Raw genomic sequence first — 13,529 nt, forward strand, 5'->3', positions numbered from 1 at the left:
GGGCGGGCATGGGTGCGCCGCCCGTCTGGCGCGAGCGTCAGGCCGACCCGCTGCGCATGTTTCCTTCATCGGGCAGACCGACCCGCACGCCGGAAGGGAGGTGGCCGGAATGAACGGCGACATGAGTGCAGGGCCGGCGGCATGGGAGGGCCCCGCTCACTCGCGGGCCACGCCCACCTCCCGCCCTTCGCCGGTCGAGCTGCTTCTCCAGGTGGGGGCGAGCCTCCATGCCGCGCTGGTCGTGGACAGCCAGGGGCGGATTGTCTGGATGGATTCGGTGCTGGCTGGCGCCGCCGGGTGGCGGAGCGGCCCTCCCGTCGGCCGCTCCGCGGAGGAGGTGCTCGGCGGACTGCCCTGGCTCCGGCACGCGCTCGACGAGGCCCTCACCGGCACGGATGGGCTGCGTGAGGACGCCGGGCAGGAGCAGCGGCTGAGCGCGGTGGTGGTGCCCGTCTTCGGCGAGGACGGGACGCAGCTCGGCGCCTGTGCCCGTCTCCGGAAGTCCGAGCTACCCGGACCGGAGGCCGCGAGGGAGCCGCAGGCGCTCTGTCCGGGCGCCGCCGAGGAGCGCAGGGCTCGGGAGCACCTGGAGCACCAGACCTCGCTGCTGCGCGCCACGTTCGACTCGATCACCGACGGCGTCATCGTCGTGGACCTGGCCCGGCGAATCACCGCCTTCAACAAGCGTTTCCAGGAGATGTGGGGCCTCACGGACGCGATGATGGAGGAGCGGGACGCGGAGAAGGCGCTCGCGAGCGTGGAGCCATGGGTGACGGCCCCCGCGCAGTTCATCGCCTTCATCCGCCAGGGCTTCGAGCCCTCCTCTGCGTACCGCGACTACATCGTCGAGCTCCGCGACGGCCGGGTGTTCGAGTGCGGGTCCATTCCGCAGATGCTGGGCGATGCCATCATCGGCCGCATCTGGAGCTACCGGGAGGTGACGGCCGAGCGCCAGGCACTGGCGGAACAGGGGCGACTGCTCGCCGCCGAGCACGAAGCGCGTGAGCGGCTGGAGGAGTCCTTCGCCCTGCTCGACACCTTCCTCAATCACGCGCCCATCGCCCTGGGCTTCATCGGGCGGGACCTGCGCTGCCTGCGCATCAACGACGCACTGGCCGCGCTCCATGGCCGGCGCCGCGAGGACGATCTTGGCAGGACGGTGCGGGAGATGACGCCCCAACTGGCACCCATCGTCGAGCCCCTGATCCGGCAGGTCCTGGACGAGGGAATCCCCATCATCGGCCTGAACATGACGGGAGAGGGACCCGGCACCTCGGGCGAGCAGCGGCACTGGAACGTCAGCTACTACCCCGTGCGGTCGGCAAGCGGCACCATCCTGGGCGTGGGTGCGGTGGTGGCTGAAATCACGGAGGAGTACCGCGCCCAGGCCGAGCGCGACCGCCTGCTGCGCGAGGCCGAGGAGGCCATCCGCGTCCGGGACGACTTCCTGTCCATCGCCGCCCACGAACTGAAGACGCCGCTGACCCCGCTCAAGCTGCATCTCCAGATGCTGAAGGGCCAGGCGGACGCCAGCGGGCACGTCGTGGCCCCGCGCCACGTGGACAAGGCGCTCGCCCAGCTCGCGCGGCTGTCGGTGCTCGTCAATGATCTGCTCGACACCTCGCGAATCCAGGCCGGGAAGTTGGAGCTCACGACGGAGCCCATCCCGCTGCGGGAGTTCATCCGCGAGGTCCTCTCGGACTTCCGCGGCACGAACTCCCTCCACTCCCTCTGGTTCGAAGCGCCCGACGAGCCGCTCGTCATCAGGGGAGATCGCGCCCGGCTCGCGCAAGTGCTGGCGAACCTGGTGGAGAACGCCTTCAAGTACAGCCCCTCTGGCGGCACGGTCCGCGTCACGGCGCTGCGCATGGGTACGGAGGCGTGCGTCTCCGTGAAGGACGAGGGCATCGGCATCCCGAAGGAGGAGCAGGCGCATCTCTTCGAGCGCTTCTTCCGCGCGAGGAACGCGCCCATCTCCGGCTTCGGAGGCCTGGGCCTGGGGCTCTACATCTGCCGCGACATCATCGAGCGCCACGGCGGTCGCATCTGGGTGGAGAGCGAGGTGGAGCACGGCTCGACGTTCCACTTCGCCCTGCCTTGCCTGTGACGCTCGCGCGAAGCCACCGCAGCAGGACCGGAGGAAGCAGTGGTTTGACTGAGAGTGCAGGTAGGAATGACGGGAGAGGAGAACCAGGACTCGGAGCAAAACAGGACGACGAGCTGTCACCCAGGGGACGGTTCGGGATAGGGGGCGACCCAGACGGCTTTAGAGAGGCCCTTGGCCCCATGAAGTTGCTTAAGGACTCGGACCAAGCGTCATGAGTACCTCAGCAACTCCGTCCGCGTGCTGCTGGTTCTCCTGAGCCACCGTGCGGAAGCCACACTTCTCGAGGACGCGGATCGACCCGACGTTGTGGACAGTGACCCACGCATGGAGCGGACGAATCGGCTCAATCACGAGGAACGCCGAGAGCGCTCGTGTCGCGATGCCCTTGCCCCAGTGCTCGCGACCCATCCAATAGGCGACGAGGCCCTTGCCGTCCTGTTCCCAACTGCCGATGTACCCAGCGACCAAGCCGCCAACGACGATGGTGCGGGTCACGTTCTCGGGGCGGAGAACCTTCGTGCGCCAGTGGGTCAGGAAGGCATCGCGCTCCCGTGACGGGAATGCGGCCATGCGCAGCGCGACTGCGTCCCGTTGGTGCTCGAAGAAGATCGGGAGGTCTTCATCTGTAACGTTGCGCAGGATCACCAAGAGAGCCGGTCTCCGTGAGCCGAGTGACGAGCCGACTCTAGCTCCGGTGGGCCAGAAGCGAGCAGGGGACAAGCCCGAATTGAGTCACCGAGTGGAGCTGCTCGTGAAGCGGCTCAACTCAATCGGATCCGCGAGGACGTGGGCAACCTCTACGCGCTGTCGTCGCCAACTGCGTCCGGATTGGCCGGTCAACCGTTTCGGCGATGCCTGGGCGACCACCGCGCCCAGAGCAGCGCGCCGACGACGGCAGCAGGGGCGGATTGGCCGGTTAACTGAACACCCAGGGGACACGTCTCGCAGAAGGACCATCCGGTTAGTTTACATAACGCTTCTTATCAGACGTTATGACTAGAGGCTCCTGAGGGATTCCAGGGGGTTCGATTCCAGGCCCCTCGCTCCCGTGGACGTCCCCGCGACCGGTCGCCCAGCCATCCCGGGCGCCGGATTCGCGGCGCCGCTACCGGTCGTTGGGGTTCGCGGCATAGGCACGGGCGTTCGCCTCGAAGATGCGGTCTTCCTCCGCCTTCCTGGCGCGTGCGGCACGGTCTTCCTCTTCCAGTCGGACGCGCTCGGCTTCGGCCTGGGCCTCCTGCTCGGTCAGCTTCGCGCGGTACGCCATGAAGGCGTTGGCCATGGCGAATGCTTCCGCGACCTCCGCCTCCCGGTTCGGGGTTTCCTGGCCGGCTTCCAGCTTCCGGCCCGCGGACCGGGCCGCGAGCAACTGCAGCGCCAGCCAGTCGCGAACCGACATCACGGGCACATTGCTGGGATTCGAGTCAGCCATCGGAAGTCCTCCCCCGAGCGCCGCGAAATGCACCCGCCCGGACCTCCAGATTATCGTCCGCCAGTGACCTTGGGCTCCCAGGCCCGTGTACTCGGGCTTCCCGAGCCCGCGTTCGGCACATACGTTGCCGCCCCATGCGCCTCTTCCGACGAACCGGCCTCGCCGTGCTCTGCGGCCTCACCGCGGCCCTGCTCACGGGCTGTCCCGACAAGACGCCCCAGGCCCCCCTGGACGGCGGCGTCACCGGCACCTCGGTGACCCCGGACGCGGCCCCCGCGACCGTGGCCTTCACGCTCCAGTACCAGGCTCCGGACGCCGGCCTCGCGCTCATCCCCCTGGCCATGGAGGAAAAGCCGCTCGTCGAACAGACCTCCGACCTGGAGTTGCGCAGCACGCTGCCTCTGAAGAACTACCGGGTCCGGCTGATGGACGAAGCCGACCGGGCCATGATCTCCGACGACTCCGTGACGGAGGCCGACACCGGGCTCGTCTACCGCATCCACCTGCCGCAGCCGCTCAAGACGGGCTACTCCTACACGCTGGTCGTGGACGCCCAGACCGGCACGGCGTTCCAGGACTCGCTCGGCCGCGACGTCGAGGACCTCCGCGCCGCGTTCCAGATCGCTGGCGACAAGGAAAAGCCCAAGCCGCCGCCGCCCCCCGCGAAGAAGAAACGCAAGTAGCCGCTACTGCCCGGTCTCCGACTGCCCCGGGACCTGCTCCTGGTCCGGCAGCGGCTCCGGCGTCGTGGGCACCGGGGTCGGCAGGTTCAACGCCGTGCGCATCTCGCGCAGCTTCGCCTGGATGATCCGGATGTTCCCCGGGCCCATGCGCAGCAGGTGCTTCTGGGCCCGGCTCAGGCCCTCCAGCTCCGGCGCCGTGTACACATACAGCGCGCCCTTGGATTCCACCTCCACCGGTCCCGGTGGCACCGGCACCGCCAGCAGGTGCTGGACGGCCCGACCGAACGTCACCTCGAAGGTCTGTCCCGGCGGCGCGATCTCCCGGTACGCCTGGTCGATGAGCGGCTTCAGCTCCCGGTACACGAGCCCCGCGCCCGTCGCATCCAGCGAGCCCAGCACCCGGGCCACCAGGTCGTAGCGCGCGTAGCTCGCGGGCGCGATCGCCGTGCGGCCGCCCGTCCCGAACGCCGCCACCTCGAAGCCCCCCTGCGGTGCCATGAACAGCAGCGAGGCCCGGGGGCTCTCACCCTCGGCGATGTTGTTCACGGACGACGTGAACCGGCGCGCCAGGTCGCGCTCCTCCAGCCACCGCGCCAGTTCCGGGTCCACCGACAGCTTGCGCACCAGTTCCCGGACGCGACCGTCGCTCTCCGGCAAGGACACGTCCGGCGGCAGGGCCACCACGCCCGCATCCACCACCGCGGGCGTCACCGCCACCGGCGCGGGCTCCGACTGGCGCTTGAGCCCGAAATACGAAGCCACCAGCGCCGCGACCATCAGCACCACCAGGATACCCAGGACCTTGCCCCGCGATGGCGCCTTCGGTGGCTCGGCGTCCGGCGGCGGTGGGACTCCCGGGGGCTGATTGACGAAGTTCGGATCGCTCATGGTCCCGGACCCTACAGACAGCCCCGGGCACCATTCCACGCGCGCGTGAACAATCCGCGCGGCGGGTGTTCAACGGTCGGAAGCCGGACCGGACGCCAGCACGTCCTCGGGCAGGCGCCAGAGCTGGCCGTCCTCCGGCGACAGGATGAAGCCGCCCGGCAGGAGGTGCAGCGACGTGACGGCCTCCGTGGACAACGGCAGCTCCCACGCGCACACGGGCTTCAACGAGCCGGGGTCCAGTTGAAGCAGGTACCACTCCCCCGCCGCCAACAGGTCCTCCACCGCCACCAGCACCGAGCGCGCCGTCACCAGCCCGGTGTAGCCCGTCGCGAGCGTGCCCACCTCCGGCAGGATGAACTCCGCCGCCATCGTCCCTTGCGGATACGACCAGCGCCGCACCCAGGTGCCGCCCACGCCGATGAAGCTCGCGCCATCCGGGAAGAAGCCCGCCGGGTAGAACGGCGCGTCCACCGACGCGACCTCCGCGCCCCGCACGAGCCCCGCCGGACCACGCTCCACGAACGTAAGCCACGTGCCGTCCTGGCCGCAGCTCACCGCCGCGCCCATCACTGGCAGGCTCGGGTGCGGCATCCATTCGTGCAGCCCGTCCACGTCGTCCTCGCCCAGCGGCGCGTCGAGGCTCGTGGCCATCACGTCCACGTCGGACAACGTCCGCGCGTCCACCAACTGCACGGATGCCCGCCCGTCCACCACGTCACTGGTCCACAACCCGAGGCCCGTGCTGTCGAACCCGATGGCCTGCGTGGGCCGCGTCCAGGTGCGCGCCGTCGTTCCCGCGGTGCCCCCGTCCGTGCCCATCCCGACCATTTCAATCCGCCCTGGCCCCAACACCGCTGCGCTCTTCAGCGACGGGTGCAGCGCGACCAGTTGCGCGGACCGGGGCAGCTCCAGCGAACGTTCGGGCGGCCACGCTTCACCGGCCTGGAGCACCGCCAGCCGGCGCGTGCTCAACGCGAGCCCCAGGGCGTCCGCGCCCGGACTCAGGACGAACCCGTCCCCGGCCCACTCCGCGTCCGTCACCGGCAAGGCGGTGATCCGGGTGAGCTCCACGCGGCGGCTGGGAATGCCCCAGGGGGTGCCAGGCCGTGGGCGGCCGACCCAGGGGACCACCTGGCCGCTCAGGAATCCTGCTCCATGGCCCTCACCCGAGCGAGCGTGTCCACGTCGCTTGGGGTGGGCCCCAGTTCCAACAGCAGTCGGCTGACGTCGTACAAGAGGTCCCCGCGCTCGAAGACCTTCATCCGGGGGACATCCAGGTTCAGGTCGTCCGCGCCCTTGTTGTAGGCCAGGTCCATCAGCGACCGGAGCTGGAACGAGTCGTACAGGTTGTACTCCACCAGGTAGCGCAGCGCCGCCACGTCACCCCGGCGCAGGTACGCGCGCCACAGCAGCACCGCGTCGTAGCCGTTGGCGCCCTTCAGGTGCGGCGGCCGGCCCACGCCCAGCTTCTCTTCAATCTCCTTCAGCCCGCCGCCCAGCCCCAGCCGCCGCGTGACGAAGCGCAGGTCGATGTGCGCCTCCGGCACCGGGAAGTGCTTCTCGCCGAAGTACTCCTTCAGCACCGGCACGTCGAAGCACGAACCGTTGAACGTCACCCACAGCCGCCGCTTCGCCATGGCCTCCGGCAGCGCGTCCATGTTCCGGCCCTGGATGAAGACGTGCAGGCCCGCGGTGTCGAACAGGCTCACCACGGTGGGCACCTGCGTCTGGCTGCCGTCCGTCTCGATGTCGAAGTAGACGGCGTCGTCCTGGAACTCCGGGAACAGGCGCCAGTGCTCGCGCGGCGGAACCAGACGCGCCAGCTCCTTCAAGTCGCGGCGGGCCAGCGCCTCGCGGGCCACGGCGATGCGCTCGCGGGCAATCACGTCCGCCTTGCGGCTGATGACGATGCCGCCGTCCGGGAAGTCGTCCCAGGTCCGGATGCCCTTGGACCACAGGTCCTTCTCGCGCCACGGCCCCACGCCGGGAATGTGCTGGAACGTGTGCAGCAGCATCAATCGAGCGCACCCATCCTTCCGGCCAGCAGGTCCTCCAGCAGCGGCACGTCCGCCTCGCAGAACGGCAGCGCCTGCATCTCCGGAGGCGTGTGGAACGCAATCATGTGCGCGCCCAGCGGCTTCGGCTCGCCCGACATCAGCGTGGCCGCGTACAGCACCAGCTCCACGGTCAGGTCCGGATACGTGTGCTGGCCCTCCCACAGGCGGCGGCCCACGGACAGCTCCACGTCCAGTTCCTCGCGGCACTCGCGCGCCAGGGCGGCCTCGTCCGTTTCGCCGGCCTCCACCTTGCCGCCTGGAAACTCCCAGAGCAGCGCCCGGCTGCCTCCAGGAAGCCGCTGCTGGACAAGGAACCGGGGCCCGCCATCCACCCTGCCCCCTTCCGACGAGGGCTGGGGAATCAGCGCCGCCACCACCCGCACCGTCCGGGGCACGGCGCGCGTCACCCGCGCGGCCCCTTCTGCACGTTGTTCATGTCCAGCGAGTACAGGTACGCGTTGTTCGTCAGCACGTACACCCGCGAGCCCACGACGTACGGCGGCGCGGAAATGCCCCTGCCCGGGTTCCACGACAGGCGCGTCTTGCCCGTCGTCGGATCCACGAACAGCAGCGCGTTCTGGTTCGGAATCAGCAACATTCCCCGGGCCAACACCGGAGCCAGGGCCGTCTTGTCCTTGAGGGGGAGCGACCAGATGAGCCGTCCCGTCTCTCCCAGGTAGGCGTCCACGCGGCTGTCGCCGGCGGCGAACACCACCTCACCCCGGGCGAGCACCGACGTCATGCCCCCCACGCTGGTGTTCCACAGCACCGCGCCGGAGTCCGCCTCCAGCGCGTAGAGGCCGTTCTTGTACGAGGCCACGTAGAGCCGCCCCGCCGAGTCGATGGCCGGCGTGGTGTCCACGTCCAGGAACTCCGTCCCGGTGCCCGACAGGGACTTCTCCCAGACGACGCCACCGTCATCGACCTTGAGGGCGACGAGGAAGCCGTCGGAGAAACCGATGTACGCGGTGCCCTGGTCCACCTTCGGCGCGGAGGCGCCCCGGATGGTGAAGCCCGACGGAGGATCCCTCCGGTACTGCCACACCCACGTCCCGTCCGACGCCTTCACCGCGAACACCGTGTCGGTGTCGGTGGCCACCAGGACCAGTCCGTCCGCCAGCACCGGCACCGTGGCCAGCGACTCCTGGGTCGGGTACTTCCACTTCACCGCCCCGGTGATGCCGTCGAGCGCGTACAGCGTGCCGTCGCCACCCGGCGCGAAGACGACGCCTTCGCTCGCCATGGCACCCGCGAGCGCCGGAGCCCCCGTCTTGAACGACCAGGACACCTTGCCGTCCGGGCCCACCGCGTGGATGTACCCGTCGCGGGTCTGCGCGATGACGTTGCGGCTCTCCGGCTCGTACACCGGGGAGGCGGGCTCACGCGGCGAGTACTCGAGCAGCGGAACCTTCTCCACCAGCCCCTTCCACCAGTCGACCTGGAAGTACTCCACCGGCGGCTGACGCGGGGCCCTGGGCAGCTCCGGACTGCCATAGAGCTGCGCCCGGCCACACCCGGCCAGGAGCCCTACCCCGGCCAACACCCCCACCCACCGCTTCCACCGAGCGCGCCGCATGGTCATAGCGGAGGCCTACCCCGCATCCGTCGTGGTGGCGGCCGGCGGCGGCGCCGGCGTGGGCACCTTCACGCCCTCGGACGCCAGCACCGCCATGCGCTCGGTGGCCTGACGGGCCGCGGCGCTGTTCGGGTGGTCCGTGGGGATCTTCGACAGCGTCAGCGCTGCGTCGTCCTTCTTGCCCTGAAGAATCTGCATGCGCGCCTTGTGGTACTGGCCCATGCCGGCCAGGTACTCGCCCGAGTCCGCCTTCTCCATCTGCTCGAAGGAGGTAATGGCGTTGGCGTAGTCACCCTTGGCCTCGTAGGCATAGCCCTGACCTTCCAGGGCGCCCGCGCGCAGGGCGTCATTCTCCGGCACGCCCTTGAGGAAGACGGCCAGGGACGCCAGCGAGTCGTCGTACTTGCCCAGGCGGAACTCGGCCTTCGCCTGCGGCAGGGCCGCCGTCGTGGCCGCGCGCGTGCCGTCGTGAGCCTTGCGGAACTCCGCCAGCGAGCGGACGATCTCCTCGTCCCGGGCCTGCACCGTCGCGAACGGGGACTCCGTGGACGTGGGGTCCGCGGGGTCCACGCCCGTCACGGGGCGATCCAGCACGGTGAGCGTCTGGCCGAACTGCATGGAGGCCGTCTCCTCGCCGCGCTTGGAGACCTCACTGACGATGGCTGCGCCCACCGCGCCCAGCACCAGCACTCCGGCACCGATGGCGAGGAACTTCTGGCGCTGCATCAGCCAGTCGCGCGCGTCCGCCCCCGCCTTCTGGAAGGCGTCCGGCTGACGAAGCTCCTGCTGACGAATCTTCTCGGTCTTCTGCTGGGCCACGGTGAGGGGACCTCTCTCGGCTCGACGTGCTCTTCGCTTGCGAAAGCGGCGCACTGTAGAGAGCGCCTGCTGGGAGTGTCAACGAACGTGCGCGGTCAGTCGCGCCCTGCCCGCTTCCCGCCCTTGCCCTTGTTGGCCAGGTTCGGGTTCTTGCGCGCCTCGCGCTTGGCCTTGCCCGGACGCTCGCGGAAGAGCAGCCGGATGGGCACGCGCAAGTCGAACGTCTTGCGGATCTGGTTGGTGATGTAGCGCTTGTACATGTCCGGGACGCCTTCCGGAGCGTTGCACGTGAGCGCGAACGTCGGCGGCGCCGCCGCCACCTGGGCGATGTAGTACAGGCGCAGCGGCTTGCTCTTCACGATGGGCGCCGGGTTGTTGTCCACCATGTAGTCCAGCAGCCGGTTGAGCTGCGGCGTGGGCGCCCGGAAGCGGAACTGCTTGGCCAGCTCCACCGCCACGTCCACCACCTTCTCCACCTTGGAGCCGTGGAGGGCGGACGTGAAGATGACCGGCGCGTAGCCCACGAACTTCAGGGCGATCTTCAGGTCGTCGCGGAACGCGTCCTGCTTGCGCTTGTCCTCCGCGATGAGGTCCCACTTGTTCACCACGATGACCAGCGCGCGGCCGCGGTCCATGGACAGGCCCGCGAGCTTCGCGTCCTGATCCACGGCCGGTTCGGTCGCGTCCATCAGGAGCACCGCCACGTCGCTGCGCTCCAGCACCTTGAGCGCCGCGATGACGGAGTACTGCTCCACCTGGTGCGCGATGGTCTTCTTGCGCCGGATGCCCGCGGTGTCCGTGAGGATGAGCTCGTTGCCCTTGTACGTGACCTCGGAGTCGATGGGGTCTCGCGTGGTGCCGGCGACCTCGCTGACGACGACGCGCTTCTGCTTGAGGATGGCGTTGACCAGCGTGCTCTTGCCCACGTTGGGCCGGCCGATGATGGCGACGCGGATCTTCCCGTCGTCGGGGGGCGCCTCGGCATCCTCGCCCTCCACCTTCGGGGCGAGCTTCGCCACGACGGAGTCCATCAGGCTGCCCATGCCCAGGTTGTGCTCGGCGGAGATGCCCTGCACGTCGCCCAGGCCCATGCGGAAGAACTCGCCCGCCAGCGACTGCATGAGCCCCGTCTCGTTGTCGAGCTTGTTGGCCGCGACGACCACGGGCTTGCCGGCCTTGCGCAGGTAGTTGGCGACGGCCTCGTCCGCGGTGGACATGCCCACGCGGGCGTCGACGACGAAGATGATGACGTCGCACTCCTCCACGGCGAACTGCGCCTGCTCACGCACCTGCTTGAGCAGCGAGTCCTTCTCACCGGGCACGAAGCCGCCCGTGTCGATGAGCGTGAAGATCCGGCCTTCCCAGTCCGCGTCGGCGTAGTGCCGGTCGCGGGTGACGCCCGGCTCGTCCTGCACGAGCGCGACGCGGCGGCCCACCAGGCGGTTGAACAGCGTGCTCTTGCCCACGTTGGGGCGACCGACAATGGCGACCAGCGGCTTCATGGAGTCTCTTTCGACAGCGACGGCAACGACGGCGACAACAAGAACGGCGACCCCTCGAACGACGACGGCCGCATCACTCGTAACCCAGCTTCCGCAGGCCCGCGGCGCGCTCGCTCCACCGGGCCTCCACGCGCACGCGCAGGTCCAGGTAGACGTGCGCGCCCAGCAGGCGCTGCACCGACTTGCGAGCGTCCGTGCCGATGAGCTTCAGCATCTGCCCCTGCTTGCCAATCAGGATGGCCTTCTGGCTGTCGCGCTCCACGTAGATGGACGCCGCGATGCGGATGAGGCCGCCCAACTGGCCGGGGGGCGTGCCGGGGCGCGGCTCGCGCTCGGACTCATCGAACACGTCCACCAGCACCGCGGTGGAGTACGGGATCTCCTGCCGGCAGTGCCTGAGGACCTGCTCGCGGATGTACTCGGCCACCAGCACGCGCTCCTGCTGGTCGGTGAGCATGTCCTCGGCGAAGAGCGGCTCGCCCTCCGGCAGGTGTCCCAGCACCACCTGGAACAGGTGCTCCACGCCGTCCTTCTCCCGAGCGGAGATGGGCACCACCTCCGCGAAGGGGAACTGCTCGCCGTACAGCGAGATCAGCGGCAGGAGCTTCTCCTTCGGGATGGCGTCGATCTTGTTGATGACCAGGAAGGTGGGCTTGCCCACCTTCTGCAGCCGCTCGAGGATGGCGCGGTTGCCCGGCGTCACGTCGATGGTTTCCCCGGCGGGGGGCTCGATGAGGAAGAGGACCAGGTCCACTTCCTCGGCCGCGGAGAGGGCGGCTTCCACCATGTAGCGGTTGAGCTCTCCCTTGGCCTGGTGGATGCCGGGCGTGTCGAGGAAGGCCACCTGCCCTTCCGGACGCGTCACCACGCCCAGGATGCGGTTGCGGGTGGTCTGCGGCTTGGGCGAAACGATGGCGATCTTCTCGCCCGTGAGCGCGTTGAGCAGCGTGCTCTTGCCCACGTTGGGCCGGCCGATGAGCGCGGCGAAGCCGGCGCGAGTTTTCTTCTGCGAGGACTGGGAGGCCATACTTCCGGAGATGATCAGTGGGCCTTCCTCCTGCTTGAGGGAAGGCCCCGGGGAAACAACGGTACCGCGAAGAACGGGGCGACGAGTGGCTGCTTAGGGCCGCGCCGTGGAGATGGTCAACGTCTGGATGCGCACGTCCCGGCGGGGACGGTCGTTCGAGTCCTTGGGAAGCTCGTTGGCGATGCGGTCCACCACGTCCTGCCCGTCCACCACTTCGCCGAAGATGGTGTACCGGTTGTTGAGGTGCGGGGTGGGTGCCACGGTGATGAAGAACTGACTGCCGTTGGTGTTGGGGCCCGTGTTGCCCATGGCCAGAACACCCTTCTTGTCGAAACGCCGGTCGCTCTGGAACTCATCCTCGAACCGGAAACCAGGCCCGCCGTTGCCACGGCTGCTCGGGTCCCCGCCCTGGATCATGAAGTCCTTGATGCACCGGAAGATGAGCGTCCCGTCGTAGAGCGGGCGGCCGTGCATGGCCGCGCTGGTGATGGGGTGCTTCCACTCCTTCTCGCCCGTGGCGAGCCCCACGAAGTTCTCCACCGTCCTCGGTGCGTCCCGGGACAGCAGGCGCACGACGATGCGACCCTCGGTCGTGTCCAGGGTGCCGTAGAGGTCCTCACCCTTCTGGGCCAGTGCCATGAAGCTCATGGCGCGGGGCTCGGGGCGACGGGGGCGTCCGCGGGAGCCTTCTTCTTCACGGCCGCCTTCGCCGCGTCCTTCGCGGTGGCCGGGGCCTTGGCCGCCGGGACGCCCTTGGGCGCTTTGTCGCTCAGCGTGACGGAGATGAGGATGACCGGCGTCTGGGGCCGGTCCTGCGCGCTGCGGGGCACGTTGGAGATCTTCTCCACCACGTCGTAGCCGGAGACGACCTCGCCGAAGATGGTGTGCCGGCCGGTGAGGTGCGAGGGCGTGGAGGTGGTGATGAAGAACTGGCTGCCGTTGGTGTTCCGGCCCGCGTTGGCCATGGCCAGGATGCCCGGCTTGTCGAACCCTCGGCCGCTCTGGAACTCGTCCTCGAAGCGGTAGCCCGGGTCGCCGTTGCCGGTGCCGGTGGGGTCGCCGCCCTGGATCATGAAGCCCGGGATGACGCGGTGGAACACGCTGCCCGAGTACAGGGGGCGGTTCACTTCCTGGCCCGTGAGGGGATCCGTCCAGCGCTTCTCGCCCGTGGCCAGCCCGACGAAGTTCTCCACCGTCTTGGGCGCATCCTTGGGGAAGAGCCGCACGATGACGGTGCCCTGGTTCGTCTTCAGGGTCGCGTAGAGGTCCTTGCCGGCCTGGACCTTCTTCGTCCAGGGGCCACTCGCGGAAGCCGGAACCGGCTCCAAAGCCAGGACTCCGAATGCGAACAAGGCCACGGTGATACCGAGAAGACGGTGCATACGGGACGGCCTCCAGGGCACGAAGGCGCGGACCCTACCCCCCACCCCCCTCCCCC

General features: G+C 69.1%; 14 protein-coding genes. 2 read left to right on the forward strand and 12 right to left on the reverse strand.

Annotation, left to right across the window (positions count from 1 at the left end):
* Window positions 1-121: 121 nt before the first annotated feature.
* On the forward strand, window positions 122-2,107 hold the full coding sequence (locus D7V88_RS30710) for a PAS domain-containing sensor histidine kinase (RefSeq protein ID WP_244238484.1): 1,986 nt from the start codon (window positions 122-124) through the stop codon (window positions 2,105-2,107).
* 189 nt (window positions 2,108-2,296) lie between these two features.
* Here the strand turns inward: D7V88_RS30710 and D7V88_RS30715 are convergent, their stop codons facing one another.
* Window positions 2,297-2,752, reverse strand: coding sequence for a GNAT family N-acetyltransferase (locus D7V88_RS30715; protein WP_120544191.1), 456 nt, complete (start codon window positions 2,750-2,752; stop codon window positions 2,297-2,299).
* A gap of 460 nt (window positions 2,753-3,212) precedes the next feature.
* Entirely contained in the window at window positions 3,213-3,539 is a 327-nt protein-coding gene (locus D7V88_RS30720; protein WP_120544178.1) for a hypothetical protein, read from the reverse strand.
* Between the two features lie 134 nt (window positions 3,540-3,673).
* On the opposite strand from D7V88_RS30720, the gene D7V88_RS30725 reads away from it, so the two are divergent.
* Window positions 3,674-4,222 (forward strand): hypothetical protein, encoded by a 549-nt coding sequence (locus tag D7V88_RS30725; protein ID WP_120544179.1) that lies wholly within the window; start codon window positions 3,674-3,676, stop codon window positions 4,220-4,222.
* Window positions 4,223-4,225: 3 nt separating this feature from the next.
* Here D7V88_RS30725 and D7V88_RS30730 read toward each other — a convergent pair whose 3' ends face one another.
* The 10 genes from D7V88_RS30730 to D7V88_RS30775 form a co-directional block, all read right to left on the reverse strand.
* Window positions 4,226-5,110 carry a DUF3014 domain-containing protein gene (locus D7V88_RS30730; protein WP_120544180.1) on the reverse strand — a complete coding sequence of 295 codons (885 nt, stop codon included), beginning with the start codon at window positions 5,108-5,110 and terminating at the stop codon, window positions 4,226-4,228.
* A gap of 69 nt (window positions 5,111-5,179) precedes the next feature.
* Window positions 5,180-6,241: a hypothetical protein gene (locus D7V88_RS30735; RefSeq protein ID WP_120544181.1), complete on the reverse strand. Its 1,062-nt coding sequence runs from the start codon at window positions 6,239-6,241 to the stop codon at window positions 5,180-5,182.
* Window positions 6,242-6,249: 8 nt separating this feature from the next.
* A complete protein-coding gene (locus tag D7V88_RS30740; RefSeq protein ID WP_120544182.1) occupies window positions 6,250-7,125 on the reverse strand; it encodes a ribonuclease H-like domain-containing protein in 876 nt (291 codons plus the stop codon).
* On the reverse strand, window positions 7,125-7,574 hold the full coding sequence (locus D7V88_RS30745) for a (deoxy)nucleoside triphosphate pyrophosphohydrolase (RefSeq protein ID WP_120544183.1): 450 nt from the start codon (window positions 7,572-7,574) through the stop codon (window positions 7,125-7,127). Before D7V88_RS30745 ends, D7V88_RS30740 begins: the two co-directional genes overlap by 1 nt.
* The gene (locus D7V88_RS30750) at window positions 7,571-8,716 is read right to left on the reverse strand and encodes an outer membrane protein assembly factor BamB family protein (RefSeq protein ID WP_504814557.1); all 1,146 of its coding nucleotides are present in this window, start codon (window positions 8,714-8,716) and stop codon (window positions 7,571-7,573) included. The genes D7V88_RS30745 and D7V88_RS30750 overlap by 4 nt, the downstream gene beginning before the upstream one ends.
* Window positions 8,717-8,758: 42 nt before the next feature.
* On the reverse strand, window positions 8,759-9,562 hold the full coding sequence (locus D7V88_RS30755) for a tetratricopeptide repeat protein (RefSeq protein WP_120544185.1): 804 nt from the start codon (window positions 9,560-9,562) through the stop codon (window positions 8,759-8,761).
* A 95-nt stretch (window positions 9,563-9,657) separates the two neighbouring features.
* A complete protein-coding gene (gene der, locus D7V88_RS30760) occupies window positions 9,658-11,064 on the reverse strand; it encodes a ribosome biogenesis GTPase Der (protein WP_120544186.1) in 1,407 nt (468 codons plus the stop codon).
* A gap of 73 nt (window positions 11,065-11,137) precedes the next feature.
* Window positions 11,138-12,091, reverse strand: coding sequence for a GTPase Era (era, locus tag D7V88_RS30765; protein ID WP_120544187.1), 954 nt, complete (start codon window positions 12,089-12,091; stop codon window positions 11,138-11,140).
* A 93-nt stretch (window positions 12,092-12,184) separates the two neighbouring features.
* The gene (locus tag D7V88_RS30770) at window positions 12,185-12,739 is read right to left on the reverse strand and encodes a peptidylprolyl isomerase (protein ID WP_120544188.1); all 555 of its coding nucleotides are present in this window, start codon (window positions 12,737-12,739) and stop codon (window positions 12,185-12,187) included.
* Window positions 12,736-13,473: a peptidylprolyl isomerase gene (locus tag D7V88_RS30775; protein WP_120544189.1), complete on the reverse strand. Its 738-nt coding sequence runs from the start codon at window positions 13,471-13,473 to the stop codon at window positions 12,736-12,738. Before D7V88_RS30775 ends, D7V88_RS30770 begins: the two co-directional genes overlap by 4 nt.
* Between the last annotated feature and the right edge of the window lie 56 nt (window positions 13,474-13,529).

It is taken from the genome of Corallococcus terminator, from assembly GCF_003611635.1.
Lineage (GTDB): Bacteria > Myxococcota > Myxococcia > Myxococcales > Myxococcaceae > Corallococcus > Corallococcus terminator.

Coding starts and splice junctions, on each gene's coding strand:
- D7V88_RS30710 (WP_244238484.1), top strand. CDS start 122: ATGAGTGCAGGGCCGGCGGCATGGGAGGGCCCCGCTCACTCGCGGGCC.
- D7V88_RS30720 (WP_120544178.1), bottom strand. CDS start 3,539: ATGGCTGACTCGAATCCCAGCAATGTGCCCGTGATGTCGGTTCGCGAC.
- D7V88_RS30725 (WP_120544179.1), top strand. CDS start 3,674: ATGCGCCTCTTCCGACGAACCGGCCTCGCCGTGCTCTGCGGCCTCACC.
- D7V88_RS30730 (WP_120544180.1), bottom strand. CDS start 5,110: ATGAGCGATCCGAACTTCGTCAATCAGCCCCCGGGAGTCCCACCGCCG.
- D7V88_RS30740 (WP_120544182.1), bottom strand. CDS start 7,125: ATGCTGCTGCACACGTTCCAGCACATTCCCGGCGTGGGGCCGTGGCGC.
- der (WP_120544186.1), bottom strand. CDS start 11,064: ATGAAGCCGCTGGTCGCCATTGTCGGTCGCCCCAACGTGGGCAAGAGC.
- era (WP_120544187.1), bottom strand. CDS start 12,091: ATGGCCTCCCAGTCCTCGCAGAAGAAAACTCGCGCCGGCTTCGCCGCG.
- D7V88_RS30770 (WP_120544188.1), bottom strand. CDS start 12,739: ATGAGCTTCATGGCACTGGCCCAGAAGGGTGAGGACCTCTACGGCACC.
- D7V88_RS30775 (WP_120544189.1), bottom strand. CDS start 13,473: ATGCACCGTCTTCTCGGTATCACCGTGGCCTTGTTCGCATTCGGAGTC.